This is a genomic window from Paracoccus aminovorans, assembly GCF_900005615.1.
In the GTDB taxonomy this organism is placed as follows: domain Bacteria; phylum Pseudomonadota; class Alphaproteobacteria; order Rhodobacterales; family Rhodobacteraceae; genus Paracoccus; species Paracoccus aminovorans.
Genome location: NZ_LN832559.1, coordinates 620,750 through 632,969, shown reverse-complemented (window position 1 = coordinate 632,969; position 12,220 = coordinate 620,750). Strand labels below are relative to the sequence as shown.

Annotated in this window: 14 protein-coding genes; 8 read left to right on the top strand and 6 right to left on the bottom strand. The window is 68.5% G+C overall.

The annotated features are described in order from the left end of the window. Nucleotides 1-2: 2 nt before the first annotated feature. The 3 genes from JCM7685_RS03205 to JCM7685_RS03195 are packed head-to-tail and all read right to left on the bottom strand — an operon-like array spanning nt 3 to nt 1,787. Entirely contained in the window at nt 3-635 is a 633-nt protein-coding gene (locus JCM7685_RS03205) for a YceI family protein (protein ID WP_074968121.1), read from the bottom strand. After that, entirely contained in the window at nt 632-1,420 is a 789-nt protein-coding gene (locus JCM7685_RS03200; protein WP_074968119.1) for a VOC family protein, read from the bottom strand. The genes JCM7685_RS03205 and JCM7685_RS03200 overlap by 4 nt, the downstream gene beginning before the upstream one ends. A gap of 10 nt (nt 1,421-1,430) precedes the next feature. Further along, nucleotides 1,431-1,787 carry a DUF1428 domain-containing protein gene (locus JCM7685_RS03195; protein WP_074968117.1) on the bottom strand — a complete coding sequence of 119 codons (357 nt, stop codon included), beginning with the start codon at nt 1,785-1,787 and terminating at the stop codon, nt 1,431-1,433. Nucleotides 1,788-1,873: 86 nt separating this feature from the next. Between JCM7685_RS03195 and JCM7685_RS03190 the strand changes: the two genes are divergently transcribed. After that, complete coding sequence (locus JCM7685_RS03190; protein ID WP_074968114.1) at nt 1,874-2,518, top strand: winged helix-turn-helix transcriptional regulator; 645 nt, start codon at nt 1,874-1,876, stop codon at nt 2,516-2,518. On the opposite strand, the gene JCM7685_RS03185 is transcribed toward JCM7685_RS03190, so the two are convergent. Continuing rightward, nucleotides 2,515-2,997 (bottom strand): peroxiredoxin, encoded by a 483-nt coding sequence (locus JCM7685_RS03185; protein ID WP_074968112.1) that lies wholly within the window; start codon nt 2,995-2,997, stop codon nt 2,515-2,517. The genes JCM7685_RS03190 and JCM7685_RS03185 overlap by 4 nt on opposite strands. Nucleotides 2,998-3,076: 79 nt before the next feature. Here JCM7685_RS03185 and JCM7685_RS03180 point away from each other — a divergent pair, with 79 nt between their 5' ends. Then, nucleotides 3,077-4,258 carry an NAD(P)/FAD-dependent oxidoreductase gene (locus JCM7685_RS03180; RefSeq protein ID WP_074968110.1) on the top strand — a complete coding sequence of 394 codons (1,182 nt, stop codon included), beginning with the start codon at nt 3,077-3,079 and terminating at the stop codon, nt 4,256-4,258. Then, nucleotides 4,255-4,821 carry a 16S rRNA (guanine(966)-N(2))-methyltransferase RsmD gene (gene rsmD, locus JCM7685_RS03175; protein WP_074968108.1) on the top strand — a complete coding sequence of 189 codons (567 nt, stop codon included), beginning with the start codon at nt 4,255-4,257 and terminating at the stop codon, nt 4,819-4,821. Before JCM7685_RS03180 ends, rsmD begins: the two co-directional genes overlap by 4 nt. On the opposite strand, the gene JCM7685_RS03170 is transcribed toward rsmD, so the two are convergent. After that, complete coding sequence (locus JCM7685_RS03170) at nt 4,818-5,249, bottom strand: Lrp/AsnC family transcriptional regulator (protein WP_074968106.1); 432 nt, start codon at nt 5,247-5,249, stop codon at nt 4,818-4,820. The two genes, rsmD and JCM7685_RS03170, sit on opposite strands and share 4 nt — an antisense overlap. Before the next feature lie 138 nt (nt 5,250-5,387). Here JCM7685_RS03170 and JCM7685_RS03165 point away from each other — a divergent pair, with 138 nt between their 5' ends. Together JCM7685_RS03165 and JCM7685_RS03160 are read left to right on the top strand one after the other, a co-directional pair. Further along, a complete protein-coding gene (locus tag JCM7685_RS03165; protein WP_074968103.1) occupies nt 5,388-6,545 on the top strand; it encodes a type III PLP-dependent enzyme in 1,158 nt (385 codons plus the stop codon). 40 nt (nt 6,546-6,585) lie between these two features. Beyond that, nucleotides 6,586-7,695, top strand: coding sequence for a DUF2235 domain-containing protein (locus JCM7685_RS03160; protein ID WP_083412748.1), 1,110 nt, complete (start codon nt 6,586-6,588; stop codon nt 7,693-7,695). Between the two features lie 538 nt (nt 7,696-8,233). On the opposite strand, the gene metF is transcribed toward JCM7685_RS03160, so the two are convergent. Continuing rightward, a complete protein-coding gene (gene metF, locus JCM7685_RS03155; RefSeq protein ID WP_074968099.1) occupies nt 8,234-9,097 on the bottom strand; it encodes a methylenetetrahydrofolate reductase [NAD(P)H] in 864 nt (287 codons plus the stop codon). Nucleotides 9,098-9,187: 90 nt separating this feature from the next. Between metF and JCM7685_RS03150 the strand changes: the two genes are divergently transcribed. The 3 genes from JCM7685_RS03150 to JCM7685_RS03140 all read left to right on the top strand — a co-directional run bounded on the left by JCM7685_RS03150 (nt 9,188) and on the right by JCM7685_RS03140 (nt 12,219). Beyond that, nucleotides 9,188-10,102 carry a LysR family transcriptional regulator gene (locus JCM7685_RS03150; RefSeq protein WP_074968097.1) on the top strand — a complete coding sequence of 305 codons (915 nt, stop codon included), beginning with the start codon at nt 9,188-9,190 and terminating at the stop codon, nt 10,100-10,102. Nucleotides 10,103-10,351: 249 nt separating this feature from the next. Continuing rightward, nucleotides 10,352-11,446, top strand: a complete 1,095-nt coding sequence (locus JCM7685_RS03145) for an ABC transporter permease (RefSeq protein ID WP_074968096.1) — start codon at nt 10,352-10,354, stop codon at nt 11,444-11,446. Beyond that, nucleotides 11,443-12,219: an ABC transporter ATP-binding protein gene (locus tag JCM7685_RS03140; RefSeq protein WP_074968094.1), complete on the top strand. Its 777-nt coding sequence runs from the start codon at nt 11,443-11,445 to the stop codon at nt 12,217-12,219. Before JCM7685_RS03145 ends, JCM7685_RS03140 begins: the two co-directional genes overlap by 4 nt. Nucleotide 12,220 lies beyond the last annotated feature (1 nt).

Here is a 12,220-nt window from a genome sequence, read left to right as displayed (position 1 = left end):
GCTCACTCGCTCCGGGCGAATTCCGCGTCGATCGCCACGGGAATCGGCGCGGTGAAGAAGGCGTTCATGCCATAGGCCTGCGGGTCGATCTGCGTCTCGGCATGGACGCCGATCAGGTTGCGGATCACCGGATTGCCATGCTCGTCCCCGGTATAGCCCTTGCCGGCGCCGACCAGCTCGACCGCGAAGCTGGCCGGATGCGTGCGGCCCATCAGCGTCAACTGGCCCGATACCGTGCCCTTGGTGTCGCTTTCGGGGGCAAAGCTGTCCGACACGAAACGCGCCACCGGATTGGCGGCGGTGTTCAGGTATTCGGCGCCCTTCAGCACCTCGGCAAAGCCCTCGACCGGGGTCGAGATCGAGCCGACCTGCACCTCAGCCGTCAGCCGCATCGCCGCCGGATCGTCGGGGTTCCAGGTCAACGCGCCCGAAACCTCGTCGAAGCGAAAGACGCTGTAGGAAAAGCCCATATGCGGCACGCGGGCGATGACCGCGCTGTGATAGGGGTCGAGCTTGTAGGTCCCGGCCTCGGCGGCGTGATAGTCCTTTTGCCCCTGCGGGATGTCCTGGGGCTGCACCTCTTGCGCCGCCACCGGGGCGGCGCAAAGGGCGCAAAGCAGCGCGACACGGATCATGGCGTGGCCTCGCGCGGGCCGACGACGGCGAAATGCGCGCCCTGCGGGTCGCGCGCAACGGCGATGACGGCGCCGCCCGGCACCTCATGCGGGCCGCTGACGATCTCACCGCCGGCATCGCGGATGCGCTGCATGGCCGCCTCGACGCCGTTGGTGCCGAAATAGGGCAGCCAGCAGGGCACGGGCGCATTGCCCAGACCCATCATCCCGCCGATGTCGGTGCCGTTCCAGCGGAACAGCTGGTATTTGCCCATCTCGCCCATGTCCATGGCATCGCCCGCCGTCCAGCCGAACAATTCGGCATAGAAGTCGAAGCCCGCCGCCGGATCGGTGGACATCAGCTCGATCCAGTTGCCGTGGCCTTCCTTCTTCTGGTCGAAGGCGCCGGTTTCGGGCGCGGGCTGCGGGTCCATCGGCAGCGGTTGCAGGATGCCGAAGACCGCGCCCTGCGGATCGGCCGCCACGGCGAAGCGGCCGGTGCCGGGGATGTCGGCCGGGGGCTTCATCACGGTGCCGCCCAGCAGCGCGATCTTTTCCGCCGCCGCGTCGCAATCGTCCACGTCGAGATAGATCAGCCAGTTCGGCGGGATGCCGTCGGCGCCGGGCGGGATCTCCATCAGCCCGGCCACCATGTCGCCGCCGTGGCTGGCCAGAAGATAGGTGAAATCCGGCATGCCGGAATCGGCGACCGACCAGCCGAAGACCTTGCCATAGAAGTCGCTTGCGGCAGGAAGCCCGCCGCGCGCGGCGTCGAGCTCGAACCAGCAGGGTTTGCCGTGATGCATCGCCGCCCCCTTAGGCCTTGTCGTCGAAGATGGGCTCGAAGCCGCCCCAGATCATCCGCATGCCGTCGAAGGGCATCTCGGGCGGGCTCTGCATCTCGGGGTCGGACATCATCCGCTCGAAGCCCGAGTCGGCCGTGGCCTTGTCGGGCCATTCGATCCAGGAAAACACGATGGTCTCGTCCTCCTTGGCCTGGGTCGCCATGTAGAAGTCGGTGACCTTGCCATGGGGCACGTCGGCGCCCCAGGTCTCGACCATGCGCAGCGCGCCATAGCGCTTGAACATCGGCCAAGCCGAAGTCGCCATGTCGACGTATTTCTGCTTGTTCGCGGTCGGGACCGCCAAAAGGAAGCCGGAGTAATAGGTCATCTTTTCCTCCTCTGATGGCGCGAAAAGCGCCGGTGAGTCGAAGGCTGGCACTTGCAGTAGTAAAAAGCAACTGTTAATATCAAAATATGACCAAGACCGGCAAAACCCTGCGCTATGACGAAGGCTGTCTCGGCGCCCATGCGCTGAACCTGGTGGGCGACCGCTGGGCGCTGTTGGTGGTGCGCGAGCTGATGTTCGCGCCCAAGCGTTTCCAGATGATCCGCGCCGGGCTGCCGGGCGTGACCGCCAGCGTGCTGACGCAGCGGCTGGGCCAGCTGGTGCAGGCCGGCGTGGTCAGCCATGACGAGGTGCTGGGGCTTTATGCGCTGACCGAACAGGGCCGCGCGCTGCATCCGGTGCTGCGCGAGCTGTGTCGCTGGGCGCTGCTGATGCCGGGGCACGACCCGCGCAAGTTCATCAGCATCTCGGCGCTGATGATCTCGATTTCCGCGACGGTGGATGCGGGGCGGGCGGCGGGATCGAACCTGCACGCGGGCTTCCTGTCGGGGAAAGAGGGGTTCGAGGTGATCCTGTCGCCCAAGGGCGCGCCGCTGGTCACGGCGATGCGCGCGCCGCAGGGCGATTTCCTGCTGGAGGGCAGCGGCAATGCGCTGGCCGCCGCGATCTATGGCCCGGGGCCGGTGACGATCGCCAGCGCCGGGCTGATCGGGCTGCACGGCGACAAGGCCGCCGCGCAAGCCTTTACGGATCTGTTCAGCCTGAAGCCCTAGATCAGGCCCAAGAGCGATTCGCCCGAGGACAGCGCGCAGGTGCCGGGCGATTCCTCGATCTGCAGCACCTCGACCGTGCCGTCGTTCACCAGCATGGCATAGCGTTTCGAGCGGCCGTTGACCCAGCCGTCGGCCTCGATCGCCATGCCCAGCGCGCGGGTGAAGCTGCCGTCGGCATCGGCAAGGACCTCGATGCCCGCGCCGGTCGCGCCGGTGTCCTTGGCCCATTGTCCGGCGACGAAGGGGTCGTTGACGGTGATGCAGTAGATCCCCGAGACCCCCTTGGCACGGAACTGGTCGGCGTTCTTCACGAAGCTGGGCATATGGGCGTTGGTGCAGGTCGGCGTATAGGCGCCCGGCACGGCAAAGACCGCCACGCGGCCCGTGGACAGCACGGCGGCATCCACCGGCTCGGGGCCGTTCGCGCCCAGTTTCGTCAGCTGGCCGCCGGGAAGCTTGTCGCCTTTTGCGATGGACATGCGCTGTTCCTCCGTCAATTGCATCGTTCCAGCCGCGACTATAGGCTGCGCGCGCCAATCAAACCAGCGAGGGCGAAGAATGAACATCGTGATCCTGGGCGCCGGTCAGGCGGCGGCCGCGCTGGCGGCAAAGCTGCGGGCGCTGGGGCATGCCGGACCGGTGACGGTGATCGGCGACGAGCCCGCGCCGCCCTATCAGCGCCCGCCCCTGTCCAAGGCCTATCTGCTGGGCGAGATGGGGCTGGACCGGCTGACGCTGCGCGGGACGGATTGGTGGGCCGAGCAGGACATCGCCCTTCGGCTGGGCGAGCGCGCGGTGGCCATCGACCGGGCGCGGCGCGTGGTGGCGACGGATCGCGGCGAATATCCCTATGACGCGCTGGCGCTGACGCTGGGTGCCGCGCCCCGCCGGCTGCCCGCGGCGATGGGCGGCGCCCTGCCCGGCGTGCATGTGGTGCGCAATCTGGCCGATATCGCCGGGCTGCAACCGGCGCTGGTGGCGGGTCGCCGGCTGGTCGTGATCGGCGGCGGCTATATCGGGCTGGAAGCGGCCGCCGTGGCCCGCAAGCTGGGGCTTGACGTCACGCTGGTCGAGGCCGCGCCGCGCATCCTGGGCCGGGTGGCGGCGCCCGAGACCGCCGGGATGATCCGCGACCTGCATCGCGGCCATGGCGTCGAGATCATCGAGGGCGTGGGCATCGCCCGCATCGCCGGCGACGCGGTGGTCGAGGGGGTGGAACTGGCCGATGGCCGGCTGCTGCCCGCCGATCTGGTGATCTGCGGCATCGGCGTCGCGCCCGAAACCGCGCTGGCCGAGGCCGCCGGGCTGGACATCGACAACGGCATCGCCGTCGATGCGCGGGGCCGGACCTCGGACCCGGCGATCTGGGCGGCGGGGGATTGCGCCAGCTTTCCTGCGCCGGGGGGACGGCTGCGGCTGGAAAGCGTCGGCAATGCCATCGACATGGCCGAGGCGGTGGCGGCGAACATGCTGGGCCTCGGGGCGGATTATATCCCGAAACCCTGGTTCTGGTCGGACCAGTTCGACGCGAAACTGCAGATCGCGGGGCTGAATTTGGGTTATGACCGTGTGGTCACGCGGCCCGGCTCGGTCTGGTATTACCGCGACGGCCGGCTGATCGCGGTCGATGCGCTGAACGACGCCCGCGCCTATATGATCGGCAAGCGGCTGATCGAGGCCGGCAAGTCGCCCGACCCCGAGACCGTCGCCGCCGCCACCGACCTGAAGGCGCTGCTGTGAGGATCGTCGGCGGCAGCCTGCGCGGGCTGAAGCTGGCCGAGGTCGGGGCGGGCGACCCGGCGGCGCATCTGCGCCCGACGACCGACCGGGTGCGCGAGTCGATCTTCAACCTGCTGGTCAACGGCACGCATGGCAACCCGATCCCCGGCGCGCGGGTGCTGGACCTGTTCGCCGGCACCGGGGCGCTGGGGCTTGAGGCGCTGTCTCGCGGCGCCGCCCGCGTGGCCTTCGTCGATGACGGCGTGGTGGCGCGGGGCCTTCTGCGCAGCAATATCGAAAAGGCGCGCGCCATGGGCGTCACCGATGTCTGGCGCCGCGACGCGACGAAGCTGGGCGAGAACCGGGGCCCGGGCTACGGGCTGGTGTTCCTCGACCCACCCTATGGGTCGGGGCTGGGGGAAAGGGCGCTCGAATCGGCGCGGGCGGGCGGCTGGATCGCCCCGGGCGCCATGGTGGTGTGGGAGGAATCGGCGCCCCCGCCCCCGGTCGCGGGGCTGGAACGCATCGACCAGCGCAAATATGGCGATACCATCGTCACATTGTTGCGCGCGGAACACGGCTAGGTGGCGCGATCCAGCTTGGTGGACAGGTGGATCAGGCTTTCGCTGGACTTGACGCCGGTCAGACCGCCGATCTGGTCCAGCACATCGTCCAGCTGGCTGGTCGAAATGGCGGCCAGTTGCAGCAAAAGGTCCACCCGGCCGCTGGTGGTATGGATGCGCTCGACCTCGGGCAGGCTGCGCAGCCGGCCCAGGATCGCGGCCTGGGCGCGCGGCTCGATGGTCAAGAGGCAGGTGGCGCGGATGCGATGCTCGCGCGCGGAATCGCCCAGGCGCAGCGTGTAGCCGGCGATCGCGCCCGAGGTTTCCAGCCGCTCCAGCCGCGCCTGCACCGTGGACCGCGCCACCTTTAGCCGGCGCGCGAGCACCGCGACCGACATCCGCGCATCCTGCGCCAGATGGGTCAGAATTCCCCGGTCGAGCTCGTCCACCTGTCACCTGTCATAATGACGACACTTTCGGCAGATTACCCATGGGCGGGGACATTTCCACCCTTTTCATTGCTTCAATCGGAACCCATAGGGCGCAGACTTGTTTCCACCCCTCACGCGCACAGGAAGGACATGCCGATGGGACTGACCGAGGGCCGTGGCCCCAAGACCGTCTGGGACAATCCCGCCGAGATCATCCGCGCGCTGGCGCCCGAAAATCCGGTGATGGTCTTTGCCCCCTCGGTCCTGCGCGCCACCGCCCGGCGCTTCGTCGAGGGCTTCCCGGGTCTGGTCACCTATGCGGTGAAGTCGAACCCCGACGAGGCGGTGGTCCGCACCCTGCACGCCGCCGGGATCAAGGGCTTCGACGTCGCCTCGCCCTTCGAGATCGACCTGATCGCGCGGCTGGCGCCGGATGCGGCGCGGCATTACCACAACCCCGTCCGCTCGCAGGCCGAGATCGCCCATGCCGTCGCCTCCGGCATCACCTCCTGGTCGGTGGACAGCCGATCCGAGCTGGACAAGCTTTTTGCCCAGGTGCCCGCCGAGGGCTGCGAGATCTCGCCGCGATTCAAGCTGCCGGTGCTGGGCGCGGCCTATGACTTCGGCTCGAAGTTCGGCGCCTCGCCGGAGCTGGCGGCGGAGTTGCTGCGCGCGGTGGCGGATCGCGGCTATGTGCCCTCGCTGACCTTCCACCCCGGCACGCAATGCACCGACCCGCATGCCTGGGAAAGCTATATCACCACCGCGCGCGAGATCTGCGACATGGCGGGCGTGCGCGCCCGGCGGCTGAACGTCGGCGGCGGCTTCCCCTCGCATCGCGTGACCGGGGTCGAGCCGGATCTGGCCGCGATCTTTGCCCTGATCCGCCGCGTCACCGACGAGGCTTTCGGCGACGCGGCCCCCGCGCTGGTCTGCGAGCCGGGGCGCGGGCTTTGCGCCGACGCGTTTTCGCTGATCACCCGGGTCAAGGCGGTGCGCGACGGCCAGAACGTGTTCCTGAACGACGGCGTCTATGGCGGGCTGTTCGAACTGCCCATCGTCGGCAACCTCGACCGGCTGCAGGTGCTGGCGCCAGACGGCACCGCGCGCGAGGGCGAAACGCAACCGCGCATCATCTTCGGCCCGACCTGCGATTCGGTGGACCGGCTGCCGGGCGAGCTGCCGCTGCCGGGCGATATCCGGGAAGGCGACTATGTCATCTTCCACGGCGCCGGCGCCTATTCCACCGTCACCAACACCCGTTTCAACGGCTTCGGGCTGATGGCACACATGACCGTGAACGCGCTGGAATAGCATTAACGCTGTGTTCGCGGTTCCATGCTAGCGTCGCCCCATGGAATCGTCTCGTCCGCCCCTGTGTCATATCGTCCTGATGGACGGCACCTTCGCCTCGCTGACCCAGGGGCGGCGATCCTCGATCGCGCGCATCCACGCCATGCTCTCGGGCATGATCGGGCCGCTGCCAGCGCCGGTGCGGCTGCATTACGCGCCCGGCCAGCAATGGGACGCCTGGCGCACCCTGCCCGAGCTGACCATGGGCGCCACGCTGGAACGGCATATCTGCGAGGCCTATGCCTGGCTGGCCCGGGAATGGCGGCCGGGCGATCCGCTGTTCTTCTTCGGCTATTCGCGGGGCGCCTTCGCCGCGCGCTCGCTCGCCGGGATGATCGGGCGGGTCGGGCTGCTGACCCATGCCCATGCCACGCCGCAGAACATCCAGCAGGCCTGGCAGCTTTACCGCAACGGCGCCGATCTGGGGGTCGAGCAGCTGGATCCGGCGCTGTGCCATCCCTTCGTGCCGATCCGCATGATCGGGGTTTTCGACACCGTCATGGCGCTGGGAATCCGGCTGCCGCTCTTGTGGATGCTGACCGAGCCGCGCTTTCGCTTCCATGACGAGCATCTGGGCATCCATGTCGAACATGGCGTGCAGGCGCTGGCCCTGGACGAGACCCGGGCCGCATTCCAGCCGCTGATCTGGGACAGCGAATCGCGGCCGGGCCGGATCGAGCAGATGTGGTTCCGGGGCTGCCACCCCGACATCGGCGGCCAGCTGTCCGGACTGGAATATGCCCGGCCGCTGGCGAATATCCCGCTGGTCTGGATGATGTCGCGGGCCGAAACCTTCGGCCTGCCGCTGCCCGAGGGCTGGACCGAGCATTTCCCCTGCGACCCGACGGCGCCTTCGGTCGGGTCCTGGCGCAGCTGGGGCAAGGCGTTCCTGGCGCGGGCGCCGCGCCTTGCCGGCGGCGATCCGTCCGAGGCGCTGCATCCCTCGGTGCCCCGTCCCTACCCCGGACCCGCGCTGCTGACCGGCGCGCTGGCCGAGGCGGCGCCGGAACGGCCGCACCGCCGCCGCCGCCGCTTCGCCCGCCGAACCGCGGCACCGGTGCCGGAACAATCCGAATTGGCGTCCCCCGGGTCGCCCCAACCTGACGGCTAATCCCGGCAATGCCGGCATTTCCAAGGTTCGGCGAGGTGCATTTCGGTTTTTCGCAAACTTCGCCGATCCTGCCCCAGGAATCCGGGATGAGGCGAGGCCGCGCAAGGACGTCTGGCGCACCCGCGTGAGGCCGCTCTGCCAGCAGCGGTGGGGCCATAACGCTTGCATCTGTGCTCCGTCCGCCTCTGGTCCGACACAGCTGACCGGCAAATGGACAAGGCGCCCCGGAGCGCGCCCGCATCGTCGTTTCATCCAACGCGCCACCACGGTCGCAGGAGAAGCCCGAACGGACACCCCGATCGCCGCGACCCGTCGGCAAGCCGCGGCAACCGTCGGCAAGAGCGACCGGTTGTCTCTGGGCCGCGAGCGGGTGCATTTCGTCGGCATGTCGCCTGTCCGAGACAGGAGGGCAGCAGGCAGGATGTCGGACAAAGTCGCAGACAATGCCCCCCGCGAACCGGCCGGGGTCTTGCCTTGCTGGAAGGTGCCCTGCGAGGGCCGCTCTGTCGCTGCGACCTGCGGAGCCCTTGTCAGGCCTTCACGCCACGCGCGAGAATTCGCCCTTCGGATGGATGCCCAGGCCTGCGCAGACCTTCAGCACCAGGTCGGGCTTGTTCAGCGTGTAGAAATGCAGCCGGTCCACGCCGCCCGCGACCAGTTGCTCGCACAGCTTGACGCAGATCTCCTGCGCCAGATCGGCCTCGCCCTGCGGGCCGGCGGCGGCAAAGGCCGCCTCGGCCCATTGCGGGACCGATGTGCCGCAGCGCTCGGCGAAGCGGCGGGTGCCGGCCCAGCTCTGGATCGGCAGGATGCCGGGGATGATCGGCGCCGCGACCCCGGCCGCCGCGCAGGCGTCGCGGAAGCGGAAGAAGGTGTCGGCGTCGAAGAAGAACTGCGTCATCGCCGAGGTGGCCCCGGCATCGACCTTGCGCTTCAGCCAGGCCACGTCGGCGGCGGTGTCGGCGCTTTCGGGGTGCGGCTCGGGATAGGCGCCGCAACGGATGGTCATGTCGCCGCGCGCGGCGATGGCCTCGATCAGCTCGACCGAGCTGGCGAAACCCTTGGGATGGGCGGTGAAACGCTCGTGCCCCTGGGGCGCGTCGCCGCGCAGGGCGACGATCTCGTGCACGCCGGCGGCCGCGTAATCGGCGACGATCTGCAGGGTTTCCTCGCACGTGGCGTCCACGCAGGTCAGGTGCGCGGCGACGTTCAGCCCGTAATGGCCGGCCAGCGCCGTCACCGCGTCGTGGGTCAGCTGGCGGGTGGTGCCGCCGGCGCCATAGGTGACCGACACGAAATCGGGACCCAGCGGCGCCAGGGCGCGGGCGGTCTCCCACAGCCGGAACGACTGTTCCAGGGTCTTGGGTGGGAAGAACTCGAAGCTGATCGCAGGCGTCGTCATGGCATCATCCTTTTGTCGCAAGACTTGTGACATGGCCCGCGACGTGAGACAAATTCATAATCCTCAAGATCGTGATGAGAGCCGTTCAAGATGCATCTGGAACTTCGCCACCTGCGCAGCCTGCGCGCCATCCACGAACAGGGCGGGCTCGCGCGCGCGGCCGAGGTGCTGAACCTGACGCAATCGGCGCTGTCGCACCAGATCAAGGCGCTGGAAGAGCAGGCCGGGGTCGAGCTGTTCCTGCGCAAGACCAAGCCCTTGCGCCTGTCGGGTGCCGGGATGCGGCTGTTGCGCACCGCCGAGCAGGTGCTGCCGATGATCGACGCCGCCGAGGCCGAATTCCGCGCCGTCGAGCTGGGCCGCGCCGGCCGGCTGCATGTGGCGATGGAATGCCACCATTGCTACGACTGGCTGCTGCCGGTGCTGGACCAGTTCCGCCGCGCCTGGCCCGAGGTCGACCTGGACATCCGCTCCAGCCTGTCGCTGAAGGCGCTGCCGGCGCTGCAACGCGGGCAGGTGGACATGGTGATCTCTTCCGACCCGGAAGAGATTGCCGGCGTCACCTTCCAGCCGCTGTTCGACTATGCCCCGACGATGGCGGTCGCGGCCGGCCATCCGCTGGCCGCCAAGGGTTTCGCCGAGGCGGAGGACCTGGCCGGCGAAACGCTGATCACCTATCCGATGGACCGGGCGCGGCTAGACGTATTCTCGCAATTCCTGGACCCGGCCGGGGTAGAGCCGGCGCATGTGCGGCAGGTCGAGCAGACGGCCATCGCGCTGATGCTGATCGCCTCGGGGCGGGGGGTGGCGGTGATGCCGGACTGGGTGCTGCGCGGCCAGGCCGCGAATCCGGAACTGGCACTGCTGCCGCTGGGCCGGCAGGGCATGTTGCGCCGGCTTTACGCCGCGCTGCGCAGCGAGGACCTGCAACAGCCCTTCATGTCCCATGTGCTGCGCCTGGCCCGGACCGAGCCGCTGCGGATGATGCGGGGGCCGCAGGGATGAGCGGTCCTCCTCGGGATCACCTTCTACGGGTGCACTCTTTACGCGGATCCCGAGGATTTCTGCTCTGGCATATGATCAATTAAACCAAAGCGTGCATTTCAGTCAATGAGAACAACCTGAAAATAAACGTAAACTTTTGCCTGCCATACGAGACATTCAAGAGGCGCCGCGCGGTGCCCGTCGCGCCGGGTTTGACAAAACCCGGCAATAGCCGGATGAAATCCGTATCCTTTTCCCGTTAGGACTGCCATGCCCAGCCCTGCCGTCACCCCGAAGCTCAGCGCGACCGTCCAGGACGGCCAGCTGCGGCTGGAAGGCGAGCTGACCGTCTGGACGCTGGGCCGGCTGCCGGACGGGGCCGCGGCGGCGACGCGGCTGGAGCTGTCGGGCCTGACCCGGCTCGACACCGCCGGCGCCTGGTATCTGTCGAATCGGGCCGGATCCGGCGCCAGGCTGGACGGGCTGACCGAGGCGCAGGCCCGGTTGCTGGACAGCGTGACCAAGGCCCGGCCGCAGCCCGACCCCGAGCCCGCCGCCGCCGCCGGCTGGCGCCGCCTGTTCGAGGCGACGGGACGCTGGGTGGTCTCGGCGCTGGTCTTTCTGCGCGAACTGGCGGAATATCTGGGCCGCTTCCTGGCGGCGCTGGCGCGCGGCATCCGCCATCCCGGCGATTTCCGCCTGACCTCGCTGGTCTATCACTGCCAGGAAACCGGGCTGCGCGCCGTGCCCATCGTGGCGCTGATGTCCTTCCTGATCGGCGTGGTGCTGGCCTTTCAGGGCGCGGCGCAACTGCGCCAGTTCGGGGCCGAGATCTTCGTCATCGACCTGATCGCCATTTCCATCCTGCGGGAACTGGGCATCCTGTTGACGGCGATCATCGTCGCCGGCCGCACCGCCTCGGCGCTGACGGCGTCCATCGGCTCGATGAAGATGAACGAGGAAATCGACGCCATGCGGACGCTGGGCCTGGATCCCGACATGGTGCTGGTGCTGCCGCGGGTGCTGGCGCTGATCATCACCCTGCCGATCCTGGGGCTGATCGCCAATGTCGCCGGGCTGGTCGGCGGGGCGCTGATGTCCTGGGTGGAACTGGGCATCTCGCCCTCGATGTTCCGCTATCGGCTGATCGCGGAAACCAGCGTCGACCATGTCATCGTCGGCCTGTCCAAAGCGCCGGTCTTTGCCGTCATCATCGGCATCATCGGCTGCCATGCCGGGATGAAGGTCGGCAAGGATGCGGAATCGCTGGGCGCCGAGACCTCGACCGCCGTGGTCAACGCCATTTTCGCGGTGATCGTCGCCGATGCGCTGTTCTCGATCTTCTTCTCGGAGGTCGGGTTGTGAGCGAGAACCTGATCGAGGTCCGGGGCCTGCGCACGCAATTCGGCAGCCATGTCGTCCATGACGGGCTGGACCTAGACCTGCGGCGGGGCGAGATCCTGGGCGTGGTCGGCGGCTCGGGCACCGGGAAATCGGTGCTTCTGCGCACCATCGTCGGGCTGAACCCGCCCGCCGCCGGCACGGTGCGGGTGTTCGGCCAGGACGTGACCGCGCTGCACGGCGCCGCGCGCGAGGCGCTGGAGCGGCGCTGGGGCGTGATGTTCCAGGGCGGGGCGCTGTTTTCCTCGCTGACCGTGCGCGAGAATGTCGAGGTGCCGCTGCGGGCGGTGCCGGGGCTTTCGCCCGAGACGCGGGCCGGGCTGGCGGAACTGAAGGTCTCGATGGCCGGGCTGCCCTGGAACGCGAACGACAAATACCCCTCGGACCTGTCGGGGGGCATGAGAAAGCGCGCGGGGTTGGCGCGGGCGCTGGCGCTGGACCCCGAGATCGTCTTTCTGGACGAACCGACCGCGGGGCTGGACCCCATCGGCGCCGACGCCTTCGACCGGCTGATCGTGGAATTGCGCGATGCGATGGACCTGTCGGTGTTTCTGGTTACGCATGACCTGGATACGCTGCACGCCTGTTGCGACCGCGTCGCGGTCCTGGCCGAAAAGCGGGTGCTGGTCACCGGCACCATGGCCGAAATGCTGAAGGTGGATCACCCTTGGGTGCATGAATATTTCCACGGGCCCCGCGCCCGCGCCGCCATCGCCACCGGCCGGAGCAAGGAGTAGC

What these genes read in the sequence shown, in the direction of transcription:
- JCM7685_RS03190 (WP_074968114.1), top strand. Translation starts at nt 1,874, where the DNA reads ATGACCAAGACCGGCAAAACCCTGCGCTATGACGAAGGCTGTCTCGGC.
- JCM7685_RS03200 (WP_074968119.1), bottom strand. Translation starts at nt 1,420, where the DNA reads ATGCATCACGGCAAACCCTGCTGGTTCGAGCTCGACGCCGCGCGCGGC.
- JCM7685_RS03205 (WP_074968121.1), bottom strand. Translation starts at nt 635, where the DNA reads ATGATCCGTGTCGCGCTGCTTTGCGCCCTTTGCGCCGCCCCGGTGGCG.
- JCM7685_RS03145 (WP_074968096.1), top strand. Translation starts at nt 10,352, where the DNA reads ATGCCCAGCCCTGCCGTCACCCCGAAGCTCAGCGCGACCGTCCAGGAC.
- JCM7685_RS03185 (WP_074968112.1), bottom strand. Translation starts at nt 2,997, where the DNA reads ATGTCCATCGCAAAAGGCGACAAGCTTCCCGGCGGCCAGCTGACGAAA.
- metF (WP_074968099.1), bottom strand. Translation starts at nt 9,097, where the DNA reads ATGACGACGCCTGCGATCAGCTTCGAGTTCTTCCCACCCAAGACCCTG.
- JCM7685_RS03165 (WP_074968103.1), top strand. Translation starts at nt 5,388, where the DNA reads ATGGGACTGACCGAGGGCCGTGGCCCCAAGACCGTCTGGGACAATCCC.
- JCM7685_RS03195 (WP_074968117.1), bottom strand. Translation starts at nt 1,787, where the DNA reads ATGACCTATTACTCCGGCTTCCTTTTGGCGGTCCCGACCGCGAACAAG.
- JCM7685_RS03150 (WP_074968097.1), top strand. Translation starts at nt 9,188, where the DNA reads ATGCATCTGGAACTTCGCCACCTGCGCAGCCTGCGCGCCATCCACGAA.
- JCM7685_RS03180 (WP_074968110.1), top strand. Translation starts at nt 3,077, where the DNA reads ATGAACATCGTGATCCTGGGCGCCGGTCAGGCGGCGGCCGCGCTGGCG.
- JCM7685_RS03160 (WP_083412748.1), top strand. Translation starts at nt 6,586, where the DNA reads ATGGAATCGTCTCGTCCGCCCCTGTGTCATATCGTCCTGATGGACGGC.